15 protein-coding genes are annotated in these 14,390 nt (G+C 52.4%); 14 read left to right on the plus strand and 1 reads right to left on the minus strand.

Annotated features, from left to right (window positions below):
• The 6 genes from ispH to HALA3H3_RS12715 all read left to right on the plus strand — a co-directional run.
• A partial coding sequence (gene ispH, locus HALA3H3_RS12690) for a 4-hydroxy-3-methylbut-2-enyl diphosphate reductase (RefSeq protein ID WP_053856976.1) occupies positions 1-710 on the plus strand: 710 nt, incomplete at its 5' end.
• Between the two features lie 81 nt (positions 711-791).
• A complete protein-coding gene (locus HALA3H3_RS12695; protein ID WP_022521984.1) occupies positions 792-1,187 on the plus strand; it encodes a type IV pilin protein in 396 nt (131 codons plus the stop codon).
• Complete coding sequence (pilV, locus tag HALA3H3_RS12700) at positions 1,174-1,782, plus strand: type IV pilus modification protein PilV (RefSeq protein WP_022521985.1); 609 nt, start codon at positions 1,174-1,176, stop codon at positions 1,780-1,782. Before HALA3H3_RS12695 ends, pilV begins: the two co-directional genes overlap by 14 nt.
• On the plus strand, positions 1,779-2,888 hold the full coding sequence (locus HALA3H3_RS12705) for a PilW family protein (protein ID WP_022521986.1): 1,110 nt from the start codon (positions 1,779-1,781) through the stop codon (positions 2,886-2,888). Before pilV ends, HALA3H3_RS12705 begins: the two co-directional genes overlap by 4 nt.
• Positions 2,888-3,319, plus strand: a complete 432-nt coding sequence (locus tag HALA3H3_RS12710; protein ID WP_022521987.1) for a hypothetical protein — start codon at positions 2,888-2,890, stop codon at positions 3,317-3,319. Before HALA3H3_RS12705 ends, HALA3H3_RS12710 begins: the two co-directional genes overlap by 1 nt.
• Positions 3,320-3,468: 149 nt before the next feature.
• The gene (locus HALA3H3_RS12715) at positions 3,469-4,491 is read left to right on the plus strand and encodes a tryptophan--tRNA ligase (RefSeq protein WP_022521989.1); all 1,023 of its coding nucleotides are present in this window, start codon (positions 3,469-3,471) and stop codon (positions 4,489-4,491) included.
• A 139-nt stretch (positions 4,492-4,630) separates the two neighbouring features.
• On the opposite strand, the gene HALA3H3_RS12720 is transcribed toward HALA3H3_RS12715, so the two are convergent.
• Positions 4,631-5,149: an Hcp family type VI secretion system effector gene (locus tag HALA3H3_RS12720; protein ID WP_009287534.1), complete on the minus strand. Its 519-nt coding sequence runs from the start codon at positions 5,147-5,149 to the stop codon at positions 4,631-4,633.
• Positions 5,150-5,791: 642 nt separating this feature from the next.
• Between HALA3H3_RS12720 and tssB the strand changes: the two genes are divergently transcribed.
• From tssB to tssK, 8 genes are read left to right on the plus strand one after another with little or no spacing between them, the layout of a single operon-like run.
• Positions 5,792-6,301 carry a type VI secretion system contractile sheath small subunit gene (gene tssB / locus HALA3H3_RS12725; protein WP_022521990.1) on the plus strand — a complete coding sequence of 170 codons (510 nt, stop codon included), beginning with the start codon at positions 5,792-5,794 and terminating at the stop codon, positions 6,299-6,301.
• 53 nt (positions 6,302-6,354) lie between these two features.
• Complete coding sequence (gene tssC / locus HALA3H3_RS12730; protein ID WP_009287536.1) at positions 6,355-7,836, plus strand: type VI secretion system contractile sheath large subunit; 1,482 nt, start codon at positions 6,355-6,357, stop codon at positions 7,834-7,836.
• A gap of 15 nt (positions 7,837-7,851) precedes the next feature.
• Positions 7,852-8,283 carry a type VI secretion system baseplate subunit TssE gene (gene tssE / locus HALA3H3_RS12735; RefSeq protein WP_022521991.1) on the plus strand — a complete coding sequence of 144 codons (432 nt, stop codon included), beginning with the start codon at positions 7,852-7,854 and terminating at the stop codon, positions 8,281-8,283.
• 18 nt (positions 8,284-8,301) lie between these two features.
• Complete coding sequence (gene tssF, locus HALA3H3_RS12740; RefSeq protein ID WP_022521992.1) at positions 8,302-10,065, plus strand: type VI secretion system baseplate subunit TssF; 1,764 nt, start codon at positions 8,302-8,304, stop codon at positions 10,063-10,065.
• The gene (gene tssG, locus HALA3H3_RS12745) at positions 10,029-11,048 is read left to right on the plus strand and encodes a type VI secretion system baseplate subunit TssG (RefSeq protein ID WP_022521993.1); all 1,020 of its coding nucleotides are present in this window, start codon (positions 10,029-10,031) and stop codon (positions 11,046-11,048) included. The genes tssF and tssG overlap by 37 nt, the downstream gene beginning before the upstream one ends.
• Positions 11,049-11,051: 3 nt before the next feature.
• Positions 11,052-12,518, plus strand: a complete 1,467-nt coding sequence (gene tagH, locus HALA3H3_RS12750) for a type VI secretion system-associated FHA domain protein TagH (RefSeq protein ID WP_022521994.1) — start codon at positions 11,052-11,054, stop codon at positions 12,516-12,518.
• Positions 12,515-13,054, plus strand: coding sequence for a type VI secretion system lipoprotein TssJ (gene tssJ, locus HALA3H3_RS12755; protein WP_022521995.1), 540 nt, complete (start codon positions 12,515-12,517; stop codon positions 13,052-13,054). Before tagH ends, tssJ begins: the two co-directional genes overlap by 4 nt.
• Complete coding sequence (gene tssK / locus HALA3H3_RS12760) at positions 13,054-14,388, plus strand: type VI secretion system baseplate subunit TssK (protein ID WP_022521996.1); 1,335 nt, start codon at positions 13,054-13,056, stop codon at positions 14,386-14,388. Before tssJ ends, tssK begins: the two co-directional genes overlap by 1 nt.
• Positions 14,389-14,390: the final 2 nt, after the last annotated feature.

Below are 14,390 nucleotides of genomic sequence, written 5' to 3' on the forward strand. Positions count from 1 at the left end.
CCGATGCTGAGCGGCGGGGCTTGAAGGTATTCGACGCCACCTGCCCGCTGGTCACCAAAGTGCACTTGGAAGTATTGCGCTACGCCAAGCGTGGTCAAGAGTGCATTCTCATTGGTCATGAAGGCCATCCGGAAGTTGAAGGCACTATGGGGCGTTATGACACCTCCCACGGTGGGCGTATCTACTTGGTAGAGGATGAAGAAGACGTCGCTAAGCTGGAGGTGAATGATCCCTCAAAGCTGGCCTTCGTGACTCAAACTACGCTGTCGATGGATGATACCGCTAAGGTGATCGACGCGCTGCGCGATAAGTTTGCCGAGATTCAGGGGCCACGCAATGACGATATTTGCTACGCCACGCAGAACCGTCAGGATGCAGTACGTGAGCTAGCGTCCCAGAGCGATCTATTGCTGGTGGTGGGCAGCCCCAATAGCTCCAACTCTAACCGCTTGCGAGAACTTTCTGAGCGCATGGGCACGCCCGCCTACTTGATCGATAACGCTGACCAGATCGACCCCAAGTGGCTTGAGAACGTAGCGCGTGTAGGCGTCACCGCAGGCGCCAGTGCCCCTGAAGTATTGGTGAAAGGTGTGATTGCCAAGTTGCAGACCATGGGGGCTGCATTACCTGAAGAGCTACAGGGCCGCGAGGAGACCATTACTTTCTCTATGCCAAAGGAATTGCGTGAAAAGGTGATCGCCAGCAGCTAACCATAGGCCTCGCAATGCAATGCGTATTAGTTTGCGACATACTAAAACGGTATGAGCCCACTAATACAGGAGCGAAGCCGCGTGTCTTATACCTCTCATCTTTCGACTGGCCATTCTTTACTGAATGGCCAGCGCGGCTTCACCCTCATTGAATTGATGATTGTGCTGGTGATCATCGGCATCGTCGCCTCCATTGCCTACCCCAGCTATACCCGCTACGTGCAAAAATCAGTGCGAACCGACGCCCACGCAGGCCTTATGCAAGCCGCTTCAGAGCTTGAGCGCTGTTACACGCGCTCTTACAGCTATAGCGATTGCACCATCAGTGAGTTATCTCCCGAAAAAAATTATGAGATTGCTGAGAGTATTAACGGTGACGGCTACCTACTGACTGCGAGCACCGTTCAAGATGATGGCTGTGAAGAGGATATAACCTTAAGTTCGAATGGCGAAAGGTTACCCAATGCCTGTTGGTGAGTTAAGGCGACAACGCTTTCAAAGTGTGGGCGACGCTGCCACTTCCAACTATCCTGGCTCTCCCTGCGAAATGACGTTAAACCCCACCCATCAAAGTGTTTCAGCTCCTTCTGTAACGCTGGTGATTAGCACATCGGACAGCCTTCGCAGGAAGGAGAGAGTCATAAACTCTCAGCGCGGCTTTAGCTTATTGGAAGCGCTAATCGCACTGGTGGTTCTCTCGATTGGCCTGATCGGCGTTGCCGCCATGCAGCTTAAAGCACTGCAAAGTGCCAATGCAGGCTATCAGCGTTCGGTGGCAAGTGTTGCGGCTGTGGATGCTCAGGAGCGGCTTTGGGCTCAGCTAGCCACGCTCGAAACAGGCCAGACCTGCGAGGATATCGACATCTCCGGCGTGCAGAGTGCATGGAAGGAGCATTGGTTTCAAAATAGTGGTGCGACACCACTACGGGGAGCCTCTTCTTCCCAAAGCCGGATTGCAAAAGGTGACAGTGGAAGTGATTGTCGCATTGACGTGACTGTGGCCTTGGGCGAGAACAATGACGATCAATTTAGCTACTTCTTTCTTCTTCCCAAGGTCGAGAGCTCACCATGAGGCAGCGTCAGCAGGGCTTTACACTGGTGGAGTTGATGGTGGCGTTGGCAATCGGCACGGTCATTATCCTTGGGGCTGGCCAACTGTTTCTAACGACCTTTCAGACCTTTCAAAATGTTGACAAGGTAAGCCGTAAGCAAGAGAACCTGATTTTTATTGCCCAGAGGCTTACCAGTGAAATTCGTCAAAGTGGGCCGGGTCGCTATACGTTACGGTGTGAACGGAATCAGGATGCCTGTAGCTGTACGGTGGCGGATCAGGAAGAGAATGGGCAGCCGATGGTAAGTTTTCTTAAAGATGTACCGAATCATGATTCGTCAAGCCAGTGTAATGAGGACGAGCACGTGTTAGGTGAACTTGTGTCGGGTGACGCACCGCTTTACCGGGTGGAACTGCCCTTAGAGAACAATGGTGAGGCGATTGTATTTCATGTCATGGAGCGACAGGGCATATATGCCAGCTTCTTTGATACTCCTACCAGTCAGAAGGGGAAGGGCGATGCAGTGATTGCGGGAGGTGCCGTGAGCGGTGCGGAAAATATCTTGGTAAGTGAATCAACGGTTAACTCAAATTTAGATCCATCGATTATCCCTTCTCCGCAATCAAGCGACTCGCATGATTACTACACAGGCTATATCAATAACATTAAAAATCTGGACGGCGTGATTGCTACCTGTACCGAAAACGAAATCATGTTTTCATCGGGCAAGGTCTTTTATTGCGATGGAAATATAAATAAGTTAAACGTGACTGAACTTAGTGGAAAGGTGGTCGTAGTAGAGCAAGACATTTCAATACAGCAGAATGATAACTCCTCAGTCACTGATGTCGCCATTGTTGCTGGTGGCGAAATTAATTTTAATGGCAATAATACCAATGCACTGTTTCGAGGACTTATCTGGGGAGCGGGTAGTGTCAATTTAAGCATGTCTGGCGTTGAGTTTGTTGGTAGTGTTATCTCCAATGGCTCTGTTGTATTCAATAATGTCAATAGTATTAATGCTGACCTGAGTGTTTGGGAGTTACTGTCAGTATATGGTTATGAGTTCTCTATGCGTCAAGCATTAGAGGGTTTGTCAGAAAATATCGATTTTGGTGACGACTGATGACTCTGCAAAATCGTCAGAAAGGCGCTGCATTGGTCATCGTCATGGCGCTACTAGCCGGGGCACTGCTACTGGGGACTGCCGGCATGCAGTCAGCAATCATAAATGAGCATTTGGCAGGTAACTACCGGATAGTGGCGCAAGCCAATATGAATGCAGAGTCGGCTTACGCAAAAGCGGTTGAGGAGAATCTCGAAACAATAAACTGGGGTAGTGAGTCTTATGACCAAAATTATATTGAAAAGATGAATTGGGAGAGTATCAAAGGGCTTGGGCAGGTCGTAGATCAGTGTGAGGGGGAGGCCTTCCTGTGTTTTTATTTTCCTTTGCTTGTTGATGGAGAAAAGTGCTTCGTCGCGTTTGGAGCTGTATATGATGATCAGGAAGAGCCGCTTGCCTTTAGTGACCCCTATTTTCTTTTCATCGATTGAGCATTTCTTTCAGAATGATAACGGCATAATGCTCTTGTAAATCCTCACCACTCTCTGCGGATATTGTAAAACCAAATTCTGCCTGTCGCATCCCCAGGTTCATACAAGTATCATACGGCAATGTACGTTCAATGATGAGCCTAAAAACCATGAGCCAGACCGCAAAAACCCGCGTCCTCACCGGTATCAACACCACCGGCACGCCCCATTTGGGCAACTATGTTGGAGCGATCAAGCCCGCCATTGAGGCAAGCCAGGATCCCAACGTGCAGTCGTTCTATTTTCTGGCTGACTATCACTCCCTCATCAAGTGCCAAGACCCTAAGCGGGTGCAGCAGTCTCGCCTGGAGATTGCCGCGACTTGGCTTGCGCTAGGGCTGGATACCGATAACGCCATTTTCTATCGCCAGTCTGATATTGGCGAAATTCCCGAGCTGATGTGGATGCTCTCCTGCGTATGTGCCAAAGGTTTGATGAATCGCGCCCATGCTTACAAAGCAGCGGTGGCTGAAAACGAAGAGGCAGAAAATCAGGATCCTGATAAAGGCATTACGATGGGCCTTTTTGGTTACCCTGTGCTGATGGCGGCGGATATTTTAATGTTTAACGCCAACAAGGTGCCGGTAGGGCGCGATCAGATTCAGCATATTGAAATGGCGCGCGATATCGCCGGGCGCTTTAACCATCTTTATAAAGGGCAGCACTTTACCCTCCCTGAGGCCGTGGTAGACGACAAAGTACAGCTGTTGAATGGCTTGGATGGGCGCAAGATGTCCAAAAGCTACGATAATACGATCCCGCTCTTTTCCGCTGAGAAAAAACTGCAGAAGCTGGTACGTAAGATTAAGACCAACTCGCTGGAGCCCGGTGAGCCGAAAGATCCAGACACCTGCACGCTGTTTCAAATCTACTCCGCTTTTGCGACACCTGAAGAGACCGCTAGTCTACGTGAGCAGTACGTGAACGGTATTGGCTGGGGTGCGGCTAAGGATCAAGTGTTTGAGTACTTGAATGCACACTTGAGCGCGCCGCGTGAACGCTATAATGCGCTGATGGAAGACCCGGCCCACATTGAGGCTGTGTTGCAAAAAGGCGCCGAACGGGCGCGGGAAGAAGCTGTTGTAACGATGGATCGTCTCCGTTCAACGGTAGGTTTGGGGCGGTTTGTTTAATCCCAGAGCCTTGGCGCAATACCAATAGCGAAACACCTGCAGCAATAGAGCAGAAACGACGAAGCCCCTTCCAAGTGGAAGGGGCTTCGCTTGTTTCAGGCCTTGTTTTTCAGGCCAGGGCTAGGCTATTAGCAACAGCTTAACCTTCGATCGGGGCGCGCCAGTCGTCGGAACCAGAGGTGCCAGCAACAGTGTGTTCCCAATCAATTTTACGGTAAGCCAGTGACACGTCCATCAACTGGGTGAATTCAGACTTGGTGATGTCTTGGGCGTGTGGCATACGCAGGTTGATGTCAACGATAGTGGCATCGGTCAGCGTGGTCGTGAAGAAGTGCTCCTGCTTACCTTCAACAGAGGTGCGGTACCACTTCAGCTCAACGTTGGGCAGCATTTCACCAGACGCTAGTGCGTTGTACATCAGCGGTACTGATTTGTTCAGGGCAACGGTAAAGATAAAGGGCTTGTGTGCACGCTGACCGGATGGCTGACCAGACTGCGGATCAGTGGGTACGGTAACGACATGCTTAAATTCTTGTACCAGCATTTGGTCTTCATGGCCCTCAACGTAGATGTTGCCTACGGAGTCAGGGGTAAAAGCGCCTGCTGTGATGTTGCCCTGAGTTTGGCCTTCGATGCTGATATAACATGGTGTTGGCATGGTCTGCTCCTTGACTGAAAAATTAAAGAAATGTCACGTGGACTCAGACAATAGAGCAACTTCAGGGCCAAGTTTTTAAATTTTTTATATATCAATATGTTATGTGTTTGTTGCGTAGGGCGCTTCTTTCTGCGGGGCAAAAAGTTGCCTGTGCTGGGCAAGATATTGCCTGGCAGGGCAAGAACTTGCTTGCTTGCTCGTTACATCTACAAGCGCTTAGTAACGCTGGGTTGCATCTACCGTTACCTTGCTTTATGACTAAAGCCTTTCTTGGAATTTTAAGCAGAAATAGGGCCATGGGAGCAATATTTTTGCCGCTAAAAATGACGGCGCTGCCCATTTAGGCACCTCTCTTGTATGAATTTTGCTCTCCGTTTTGTAAGAAATCACTGACAGTTTTTGTAAGAGATCTCTTACAAATGCGGTTTTTAAAAATTAGTTTTAATTAGTTACTTTTATTGTGCTGCTAAAATTCGCGAAAAAGGTCGTAAAATACGCCTTCTTGAAAGTCTTCTTCTCTCAGATTGTCGCAATACCTGCTTAGAGCCATTTGGTACTTTCGGTGTAAATCCGGTACTTTCCCGCAATTAATAAGCATTCTTCTTTGAATCGAAAATGTTCTAATTTTTACGGGCGAAAACCATGGCTAAGCAAGGAACGGTCGCGCCGAAAGAGCGCATCAATATCAAGTATGTACCCGCTACAGGTGATCAGCAGGCCGAGACTGAACTGCCGTTGAAATTATTGGTGGTCGGTGACTTCAAGGGAGGCGAGGAAGATACCTCCATTGAGGAGCGTGAAGCTGTTTCTGTTGATAAGAATAACTTCCAGTCTGTTATGCGCGAAGCGAACCTTGGCTTGCAGGCTGCGGTTCCCAATCGGTTGCAAGAAGAGGGTGAAGCAAGCGATTTGGCCGTCAATTTGGAATTTAAATCACTCTATGATTTTGCGCCCGACAGTATCGCTCGGCAGGTGCCGGAGCTGCGTAAGCTAGTCGAATTAAGGGAGGCGTTGGTGGCATTGAAGGGGCCGCTGGGCAACGTACCTGCTTTTCGTGATCGTTTGCAGAAGCTACTCGAAAGTGACGAAACGCGTCAGCAGCTGTTGGCGGAGCTAGAGCTGCTTGATTCTGACCCTAATCGTAACGATTAAGCATTCTTATTTTCGTGCTAGTCCAGTAACCGGATTGTATTCGAGGCATCTCTATGAGTGATACGGCGCAAAAGAAAAGCCAAACGGTGGAAGCCCAGGAAGAGGTTTCTTTACTTGACCAAGTGATGGCGCAGACGCGTATGGCGCCAGCGGATGAGGGCTACGACGTTGCCAAGCAAGGCGTTGCCGCTTTTATTTCCGAACTGTTAAGCGGCGAGAACGCTGCCCCGCAGGTTAATAAAGCCGTTGTAGATAGCATGATCGTTGAACTTGACCGGAAAATTAGTCGGCAAGTTGATGAGATTCTTCACGACAATAGCTTTCAGCAGCTGGAGTCTGCGTGGCGTGGCTTGAAGCTGTTGGTCGACCGCACCGATTTCCGCGAAAATATTAAGCTTGATGTGCTTCACGCCACCAAAGAAGAACTGCTGGATGACTTTGAGTTTGCCCCGGAAATTACCCAAAGCGGGCTCTACCAACACGTTTATGCTGGCGGGTATGGTCAGTTTGGCGGTGAGCCGGTAGCAGGGATTATCGGGCATTATGATTTCACCCCCTCGACCCCTGATATGAAACTACTGCAGCACACGGCTGCTGTAGGGGCGATGGCCCATGCGCCGTTCCTGTCAGCGGTGGCGCCTTCCTTCTTCGGCATCGATAGCTTTGAAGAGCTGCCCAATATCAAAGATTTTAAAGCCATCTTCGAAGGGCCCAAGTACGCGCGCTGGCGTAGTCTGCGCGAGTCAGAAGACGCGCGCTATTTAGGTCTGACGGCGCCTCGTTTCTTGCTGCGGATGCCCTACGACCCGGTCGAAAACCCCATCAAGACATTTAACTATCGTGAAACCGTCAGCGAAGATCACGACCATTATCTTTGGGGTAATACGGCGTACCTGCTGGCCGAGCGCTTGACCGACAGCTTTGCAAAATACCGCTGGTGCCCGAACATTATTGGCCCCCAAAGCGGCGGTGCGGTTGAAAACTTGCCTGTCCACACCTACGAAGCGCTAGGTCAGTTGCAGGCTAAAATCCCCACCGAGGTGCTGGTAACGGATCGCCGCGAGTTCGAAATGGCTGAAGAAGGCTTTATTTCGTTAACGATGCGTAAGGGCAGCGATAACGCTGCTTTCTTCTCGGCTAACTCCGTACAAAAGCCCAAGGTATTTCCGAACACGCCCGAAGGCAAAGACGCTGAGACCAACTACAAACTGGGTACTCAACTGCCGTATATGTTCATCATCAACCGCCTGGCTCACTACATTAAAGTGCTCCAGCGTGAACAGATCGGTTCATGGAAAGAGCGTCAAGACCTTGAGCGTGAGCTGAATACCTGGATCCGCCAATACGTGGCCGACCAAGAGAACCCGCCCTCCGATGTACGCAGCCGCCGCCCGCTGCGTGCCGCCTCTATTCAGGTGTCGGATGTCGAAGGCGATCCGGGTTGGTACCAGGTGTCTATGTCGGTGCGCCCGCACTTTAAGTACATGGGTGCCAACTTTGAGCTGTCGTTAGTCGGGCGTCTCGACAAGGAATAAGGGAACCTCTCCATCATGGCTATTAACCATGGCAGCCTGCTAGGTAGCCGTCTGTTTGAGCGTCTTGCGATGCCTGAACAGCCGTTAGCGCATGGGGAGGATGAGAGGCTGGCGGAAACTGTTGAGTCGATCAAACGACACTTAGTGGAGTTGCTCAACAGTCATCCGGGCAATAGCGCCTGTGAGCCTGAGTTGGGGTTGCTGGACTTCAATGATGCAACGATCGGCGTGCTGGATTTAGAGCTGAATATCCAGCGCGCCATTCGGCAATGCATCGAACGCTTTGAGCCGCGGGTTCAGCACGTTGAAGTTGAGTCATTACCCAATAATGGCGATCCCTTACAACTGCATTTTCAAGTACATGCCACCGTAGCGTTAGGGCGAGATAACGCCCACGCCACGATCGACTTATTGCTCAATAATAAGCGCTATCAGTGTCTTAACTGATAGGCTTGCGAGGCCCGAATGCTAAATCGCTATTACCGGGATGAGCTCAATTTTCTGAAGCGCCAAGGGCGAGAATTTGCGGAGGGCAACCCCGGCCTGAGTCGCTTCTTGTCAGAGCGCAGTACCGATCCTGATGTTGAACGTCTATTAGAAGGCTTTGCCTTTCTAACTGGCCGTATGCGCGAAAAAGTGGAGGATGAGTTCCCCGAACTTACCCATTCGCTGATCAGCATGCTATGGCCGAACTACTTGCGCCCGGTGCCTAGCATGACCGTGGTGCAATTTACCCCTACGTGGCATGCGCTGAGTACCCATCAGCTCCTGGAGCGGGGTACGGAATTAGCCAGTAAGCCAGTGGATGGCACTACCTGCATGTTCCGCACTTGTCATGACGTGACGCTCTATCCGCTCGAACATGCGGGGGTTGAGGCACGCCATACACGCGATGCCTCCATTGTTGAGTTGGCGCTTGATGTACATAGTGATCAGCCCCTCAGCGCGATGGGGATTGATACATTGCGTCTGCACCTGGGTGGAGACGCTTATACAGCGCGCACGCTTTACCTGTGGATGAGCCACTACCTAGCGCGCGTAGAGCTGGAAATTGATGGCAAACGGCTGCCTCTGCCCAAGCAGTTGCTGCAGCCGGTTGGTTTTGATCGCCATCATGCACTACTGCCCTACCCGAGGAATGTGTATCAAGGGTATCGGATACTGCAGGAATACTTGTGTTTTCCAGAGGCTTTCCATTTCTTTGATGTAACAGCCCTGAGCCAACACTTGCCGGCCATTCCCGCAGACAAAATTATTTTGCGCCTAGAGTTTGAGCGTACGTTACCGACCGACGCACGGGTGAGAGACGAGCATTTCGCTTTGTATTGCTCGCCGGCGATCAACCTGTTCTCTCACGATGCAGAGCCTGTTGATGTTAGCGGGGAGCGCAGTGAATACCGCATTCACCCCAATAGTCGATCTCCCGGCCACTATGAAATTTTTAGCGTCGATAAGGTGGAAGGCTGGTTAGAGAACGAGACCGGTAAAGGGCGCGGTACGCCGCGTGAGTACGTGCCTTTTGAAAGCTTTCAACACCAAGTCAAGAGAGACCGTGGCAACGATGCCTCCTACTACCGTCTTCGCGTGCGCGACAGCTTGCGCGGGGATGGGTTTGATCACGACATCTCCTTTGTGCGTGGCGATGAGCGCAGCTACATCGGCATGTCCGAAACCGTCTCGCTCGGATTGACGTGTAGTAATCGAGAGCTGCCTGAGCGTTTGACGGTAGGCGATATTTGCTACTCAACGGAAGAGAGCCCCTCGTATGCCATGTTTCAAAATATCACCCGCCCCACGCCAGTGTTGCGCCCCACGCTGGATGGCAGCTTGCTATGGACACTGATTTCTAATCTATCGCTTAACTACTTATCGCTACTGGAGCGTGATGCGCTGTGTTCTGTGCTGCGTGCTTACGATTTCCGTGCCTTGGTCGATAGGCAGGCCGAGCGAGTGGCTCAAAAACGGCTGGCAGGCATTGTTAGCATTGAAACCCAGCCCATTGATCGGCTGAAAAGAGGGCTGCCCATTCGTGGTCTGCGTTCGGTCATGACGCTAGATCAAGATGCCTTTGGCGACGAAGGGAGTCTGTATTTATTTGGCAGTGTGCTGGCGCGGTTCTTCTCCTTGTACGCCAGCATCAACTCGTTTCATGAGCTGCATGTTATTAACCGTCAAAATCACGAGCGCTACAAATGGACCTTACAGTCGGGGCAACAGCCTCTGATGTAGCGCTTGCCCCTTTGATGGCAAAGGCGCGGCGTTACGATTTTTATCAGCTAGTAGAGCTTCTGCACCGTCATCATGGCGATGACCTAGAGTGCGCTCAGCGAGGCGCGCCCACTTTTGAGCGCGTGCGCTATAGCGCTTCAGCGTCACTAGGCTTTCCCAGCAGTGATGTGCTCTCACTGGCTTTTCAGCCTGAGGGCCATTATGAGCTGGAAGTTAGCTTCTTGGGTCTGCAGGGGTCTCAGTCGCCGCTGCCCAGCTATTACCTTGAAACATTAGCGCATGAGGCCGCCCACCACGACGGTGTTGCAGGCGATTTCCTGGACTTTTTCAATAACCGCTTACTGGCGTTAGTGCACCGCAGTTGGCGTAAATATCGCCACTACATCCGCTATCAGGATGGTGCTAGCGATGGATTTTCGGCGGCCATTTTTGCTTTGGTGGGGTTGGCGGACAGTGACCTGCGCGTTGAGACGCCTATTAACTGGAGCAAGATGCTGGCTTATGCCGGTTTGCTGGCAGGCCGTTCGCGTTCACCCGAGGTCGTCTGCAGCATCGTAGGGCACTGCTTTGACCTTGATGATGTGCAGATTGAAGAGTGGGTACATCGCTGGGTTCAGATTCCGATGGATCAACGCAGCCGAAGCGGTATGGCAGCAATGACGTTAGGCAGCGATGTAGTGGCCGGTGAGCGCGTTGCTGATGTTAACGGCAAATTTGTGCTGGGTTTATTTGGTCTTACTTTGGAGCGTTTTCGCGACTTCCTACCCGATGGCAGGGAGCATGCTCCATTGCGCACCTTGGTTGAGTTTGTGCTGCGCGAGCCGTTGGCCTACGACCTAGAGCTAGAGCTGTTACCCAGCGCCGTAAAGCCGATGCGGTTAGGCGATGCTGGCACCTGCCAGCTCGGCTGGACCACCTTTGTTAATCCCGAGTCCGGCAGCGCCTCAAAACGCCGCCGAGTGCGTATTCAGATGACAGGTTAAACAATGAACGCCAACCCAATTTCCGCTGTAACGCTGGTCATTGCCAATAGTGAGCGCCTAGAAGGCCGTTCGACAAGTAGTCATGTCTTTCATGAAGTCGGCGGCACCCTAGGCTGCTCAACCGATGATGACTGGTTATTGCACGATCACGCCGGCCGAATTCGCCCGCAGCATGCCCAAGTGAGCAAAATTGACGGCAAGTTCTGCCTGATTGATAGCAGCGGGCACACCTTTATCAATCGCGCCACCCTGCCGATTGGGCGAAACCGTAAGGTCGCTTTGAGCGAGGGCGATGAAGTGCTAGTCGGCGAGTACCGTCTTAAAGTGCATTTGGGTGATCGGCAGAGTACTCAACCCGGTGCTCAACCTCTGGCCTCGTTAGTCAATGAAGAGCAGGAGGCGGTAGATGCCTATGGCCGCCCGTTGGTTCAAGAAGACCAGCCGCTACGTACGGAAGCCGCAAAAAAAGAAGATCCCATGGAGGCTCTTGGCGGGGTAGCGCGTGGAGTGGGGCATGAAGACCCAATGGCTGCTCTCGACCCCCGTTCTGCCAATGCCCAGCTTTCCGAATCCGTTGAAGACATGTCGGAGTTGCTGGGTTCCGAGCGGCGCGTTGAAGGAAGTGTGGGCCGTGACCAGCAAGAGCGGCGCGAAGGCGCTGTTCGCATGCCAGCGATCAAACGCAAGCTAGGCAGCCATTCACCGGACAGCTATTCACCAAGCGGTTATTCACCAAGCAGTCATTCGCCAAACGGCTATACAGCAGGCAACCAGACAGAGAGGAGCAGTAGCATGGATGAGCGGGCAATAGATGACCTCGAACGTTCCGTTGGCGAGCAGTTAGAGGATCGCTGGCAAAAGCCTAGTGGCCGTTCCCTTGGCCATGTGGGGGCCGACCCGCTATTAAGGGGGTTGGATATCGACATACCCTTCCGTGATAGCGAAGAGCAGCAGGCGTTTCTTGAAGAAGCGGGCCATACGTTACGGGCTGCTATTAATGGCTTACGTGCTCTGCAGCAAACCCAAAACGATAGCAAATACCCCCTCCGGGATCGTCGTTTACAGCCTATCGAAGATAACCCCCTGCGCCTTGGCCAAGCTTACGAGGCCACTGTCGAGACGATGTTTTCGGCCCAACGTAGCCCAGTTCACCTTTCGGCGCCGGAAGCGGTGGGGGAGTGCCTGCGTCATCAAGGCCACCACCAAGCGGCAGTAGAAGAAGCCATTGAGTACGCACTAACCGCTATTTTGGATGCCTTTTCACCGGAAGCGCTGCTCAAACGTTTCCATGCATACCGGGGGGCAGGCACCCGCATTGAAGATGAAAACGGCTGGGCCTGGGAAATGTACCGCCACTACTACCATGAGCTTAACTCAGGCCGCCAGCTAGGCTTCCAAAAACTGTTCTGGGAGGTTTTCGAGCAGGCGTATGACCAGTCTGTTCGTCGCCAGCAGCGGGAGGACGCATGAGCAAGGCCAAGAGCCTCGGGCTTGTAGGTGTGCTTATCGTGCTGCTGTCAATCACGGGCTGTGCTTCGACCCGTGAGGCAGCCGGTAAAGCCTGGGAAGTCATGCTAGACCCCTCGATACCGGTGGGCTATCCAGAAGATCAGCCCACGCTGGTCGATTTAAGCATGGTCGCAGAGCCCGATGTGAACCCGAATATTGATGGCGAGGGGACGCCGCTGCGCTTTCAAATTTTGCAGCTTAAAGATGACTCCATGCTAATGGCGGCCGACATGGATCAGTTAAGTGAGGATATGGAGGCGGCATTGGGCACGAACTATCTGGCCCATGACGACTTCACCTTGCTACCTGGCCAGTGGAAATTCTACGAACCCTTCGCCATTGAAGAGGACACGCGCTATATCGGTTTGATTGCGTTCTACGCTGAGCCAAACGAGGCGGAGTGGAAGAAAGTCGTCAAAGTGAAGGCCAGTTCAGAGAATTATCACTTGCTGGTTCATCTGCGCAACAGTGAAGTAGAACTAAGGAAGGAAGAGTGATGGCCAGTCGCAATCGCGTGGTATGGAGTGAAGGGCTATTTATCAAGCCGCAGCACTTTCAACAGCAGCAGCGCAGCCTTGAAGGGTTGATTGATACGCGGCTTAAAGGGGTTAGTCACTATCTATACGGATTTTTAACCCTGGAGTTGAACAACGAGTTTTTAAGCTTTGGCCGGATTGCGATTAGCCGGGCGAGTGGCGTCATGCCCGATGGCGTTGCCTTCCAATTGCCTGAGGATGATTTAGAGCCTTCTGCGCTGGAAGTTGCAGACTCGGGCATTACCAATCAAGTGGTGTACTTAGGCTTGCCATTGGCCACGGATAGCGTCGGGGAAGTGCGCTGGCCCGATGACGAACTGCCCGCACGTTATCGCCTTTCGCCGCGCAGCGTGCGTGACCTGCACTCCCGCGACGGTGATATGGCCGACCTGGACGTCGCGCGCGTTTCACCGCGCTTGTTATTAGAGCAAGAAGACCGCAGTGGTTATGCCTGCTTGGCCGTTACGCGCATTCTAGAGTGCCGCCCCGACGGCAGCTTGGTACTGGATGAGCAATTTATTCCCACCTTAATGAACGTGCAAGCAGCGCCAAGCCTGCAGCGGTTTGTGGGTGAGATGGCCGGTTTGATGCGAGAGCGGGCGCGCAATATTGCTCAGCGGCTGTCGACGCCTAATCAGGCAGGTGTTGCCGATGTGACCGATTTCATGCTGTTACAACTACTGAACCGCGCCCAGCCACGGTTTCAGCATCTGTCACGCTTGGGGCAAGTTCACCCGGAGCGGCTCTACGACACCATGTATGAAATCGCTAGTGAGTTGGTGACGTTTACCGATGAGTCGCGTTTGCCGCCTGAGTGCCCTGCTTATGACCATGAGCATCCCGAACGCGGATTCCGGCCCTTGATGCAGATGATGCGCCAAGCGCTCTCCACCGTGCTTGAACCCCGCGCGATCGCCATTCAGATACAGGCACGGAAATTTGGCTTACTGGTGGCGCCGCTCTCGGATACCAGCCTGTTTGAAACAGCCGAATTCATTTTGGCAGTGCGTGCCGACATGCCCAACGAGCGCCTGCGTAAGCAGTTTCTACAGCAAACCAAAGTGGCCAGCGTCGAGCGTATTCGCGACCTTATTAGTCTGCAATTACCGGGTGTGCCCTTGGAGCCGTTACCGGTGGCCCCTCGCGAGTTGCCTTATCACGCGGGCTATACCTACTTCCAACTCAGCCGACAAAGCGAAGCCTGGGGAATGCTGGATGGCGCAAGCGGTTTTGCCTTCCACGTGGCGGGCGAATTTCCCGGGTTGGAAATGCAGTTTTGGGCGATCAGGAGTTAAGC

Origin of the sequence: Halomonas sp. A3H3 (genome assembly GCF_000982975.1) — a bacterium.
GTDB classification, from domain to species: Bacteria; Pseudomonadota; Gammaproteobacteria; order Pseudomonadales; family Halomonadaceae; genus Vreelandella; species Vreelandella titanicae.

Coding starts and splice junctions, on each gene's coding strand:
- pilV (WP_022521985.1), top strand. CDS start 1,174: ATGCCTGTTGGTGAGTTAAGGCGACAACGCTTTCAAAGTGTGGGCGAC.
- HALA3H3_RS12705 (WP_022521986.1), top strand. CDS start 1,779: ATGAGGCAGCGTCAGCAGGGCTTTACACTGGTGGAGTTGATGGTGGCG.
- HALA3H3_RS12710 (WP_022521987.1), top strand. CDS start 2,888: ATGACTCTGCAAAATCGTCAGAAAGGCGCTGCATTGGTCATCGTCATG.
- HALA3H3_RS12715 (WP_022521989.1), top strand. CDS start 3,469: ATGAGCCAGACCGCAAAAACCCGCGTCCTCACCGGTATCAACACCACC.
- HALA3H3_RS12720 (WP_009287534.1), bottom strand. CDS start 5,149: ATGCCAACACCATGTTATATCAGCATCGAAGGCCAAACTCAGGGCAAC.
- tssB (WP_022521990.1), top strand. CDS start 5,792: ATGGCTAAGCAAGGAACGGTCGCGCCGAAAGAGCGCATCAATATCAAG.
- tssC (WP_009287536.1), top strand. CDS start 6,355: ATGAGTGATACGGCGCAAAAGAAAAGCCAAACGGTGGAAGCCCAGGAA.
- tssE (WP_022521991.1), top strand. CDS start 7,852: ATGGCTATTAACCATGGCAGCCTGCTAGGTAGCCGTCTGTTTGAGCGT.
- tssF (WP_022521992.1), top strand. CDS start 8,302: ATGCTAAATCGCTATTACCGGGATGAGCTCAATTTTCTGAAGCGCCAA.
- tssG (WP_022521993.1), top strand. CDS start 10,029: ATGGACCTTACAGTCGGGGCAACAGCCTCTGATGTAGCGCTTGCCCCT.
- tagH (WP_022521994.1), top strand. CDS start 11,052: ATGAACGCCAACCCAATTTCCGCTGTAACGCTGGTCATTGCCAATAGT.
- tssJ (WP_022521995.1), top strand. CDS start 12,515: ATGAGCAAGGCCAAGAGCCTCGGGCTTGTAGGTGTGCTTATCGTGCTG.
- tssK (WP_022521996.1), top strand. CDS start 13,054: ATGGCCAGTCGCAATCGCGTGGTATGGAGTGAAGGGCTATTTATCAAG.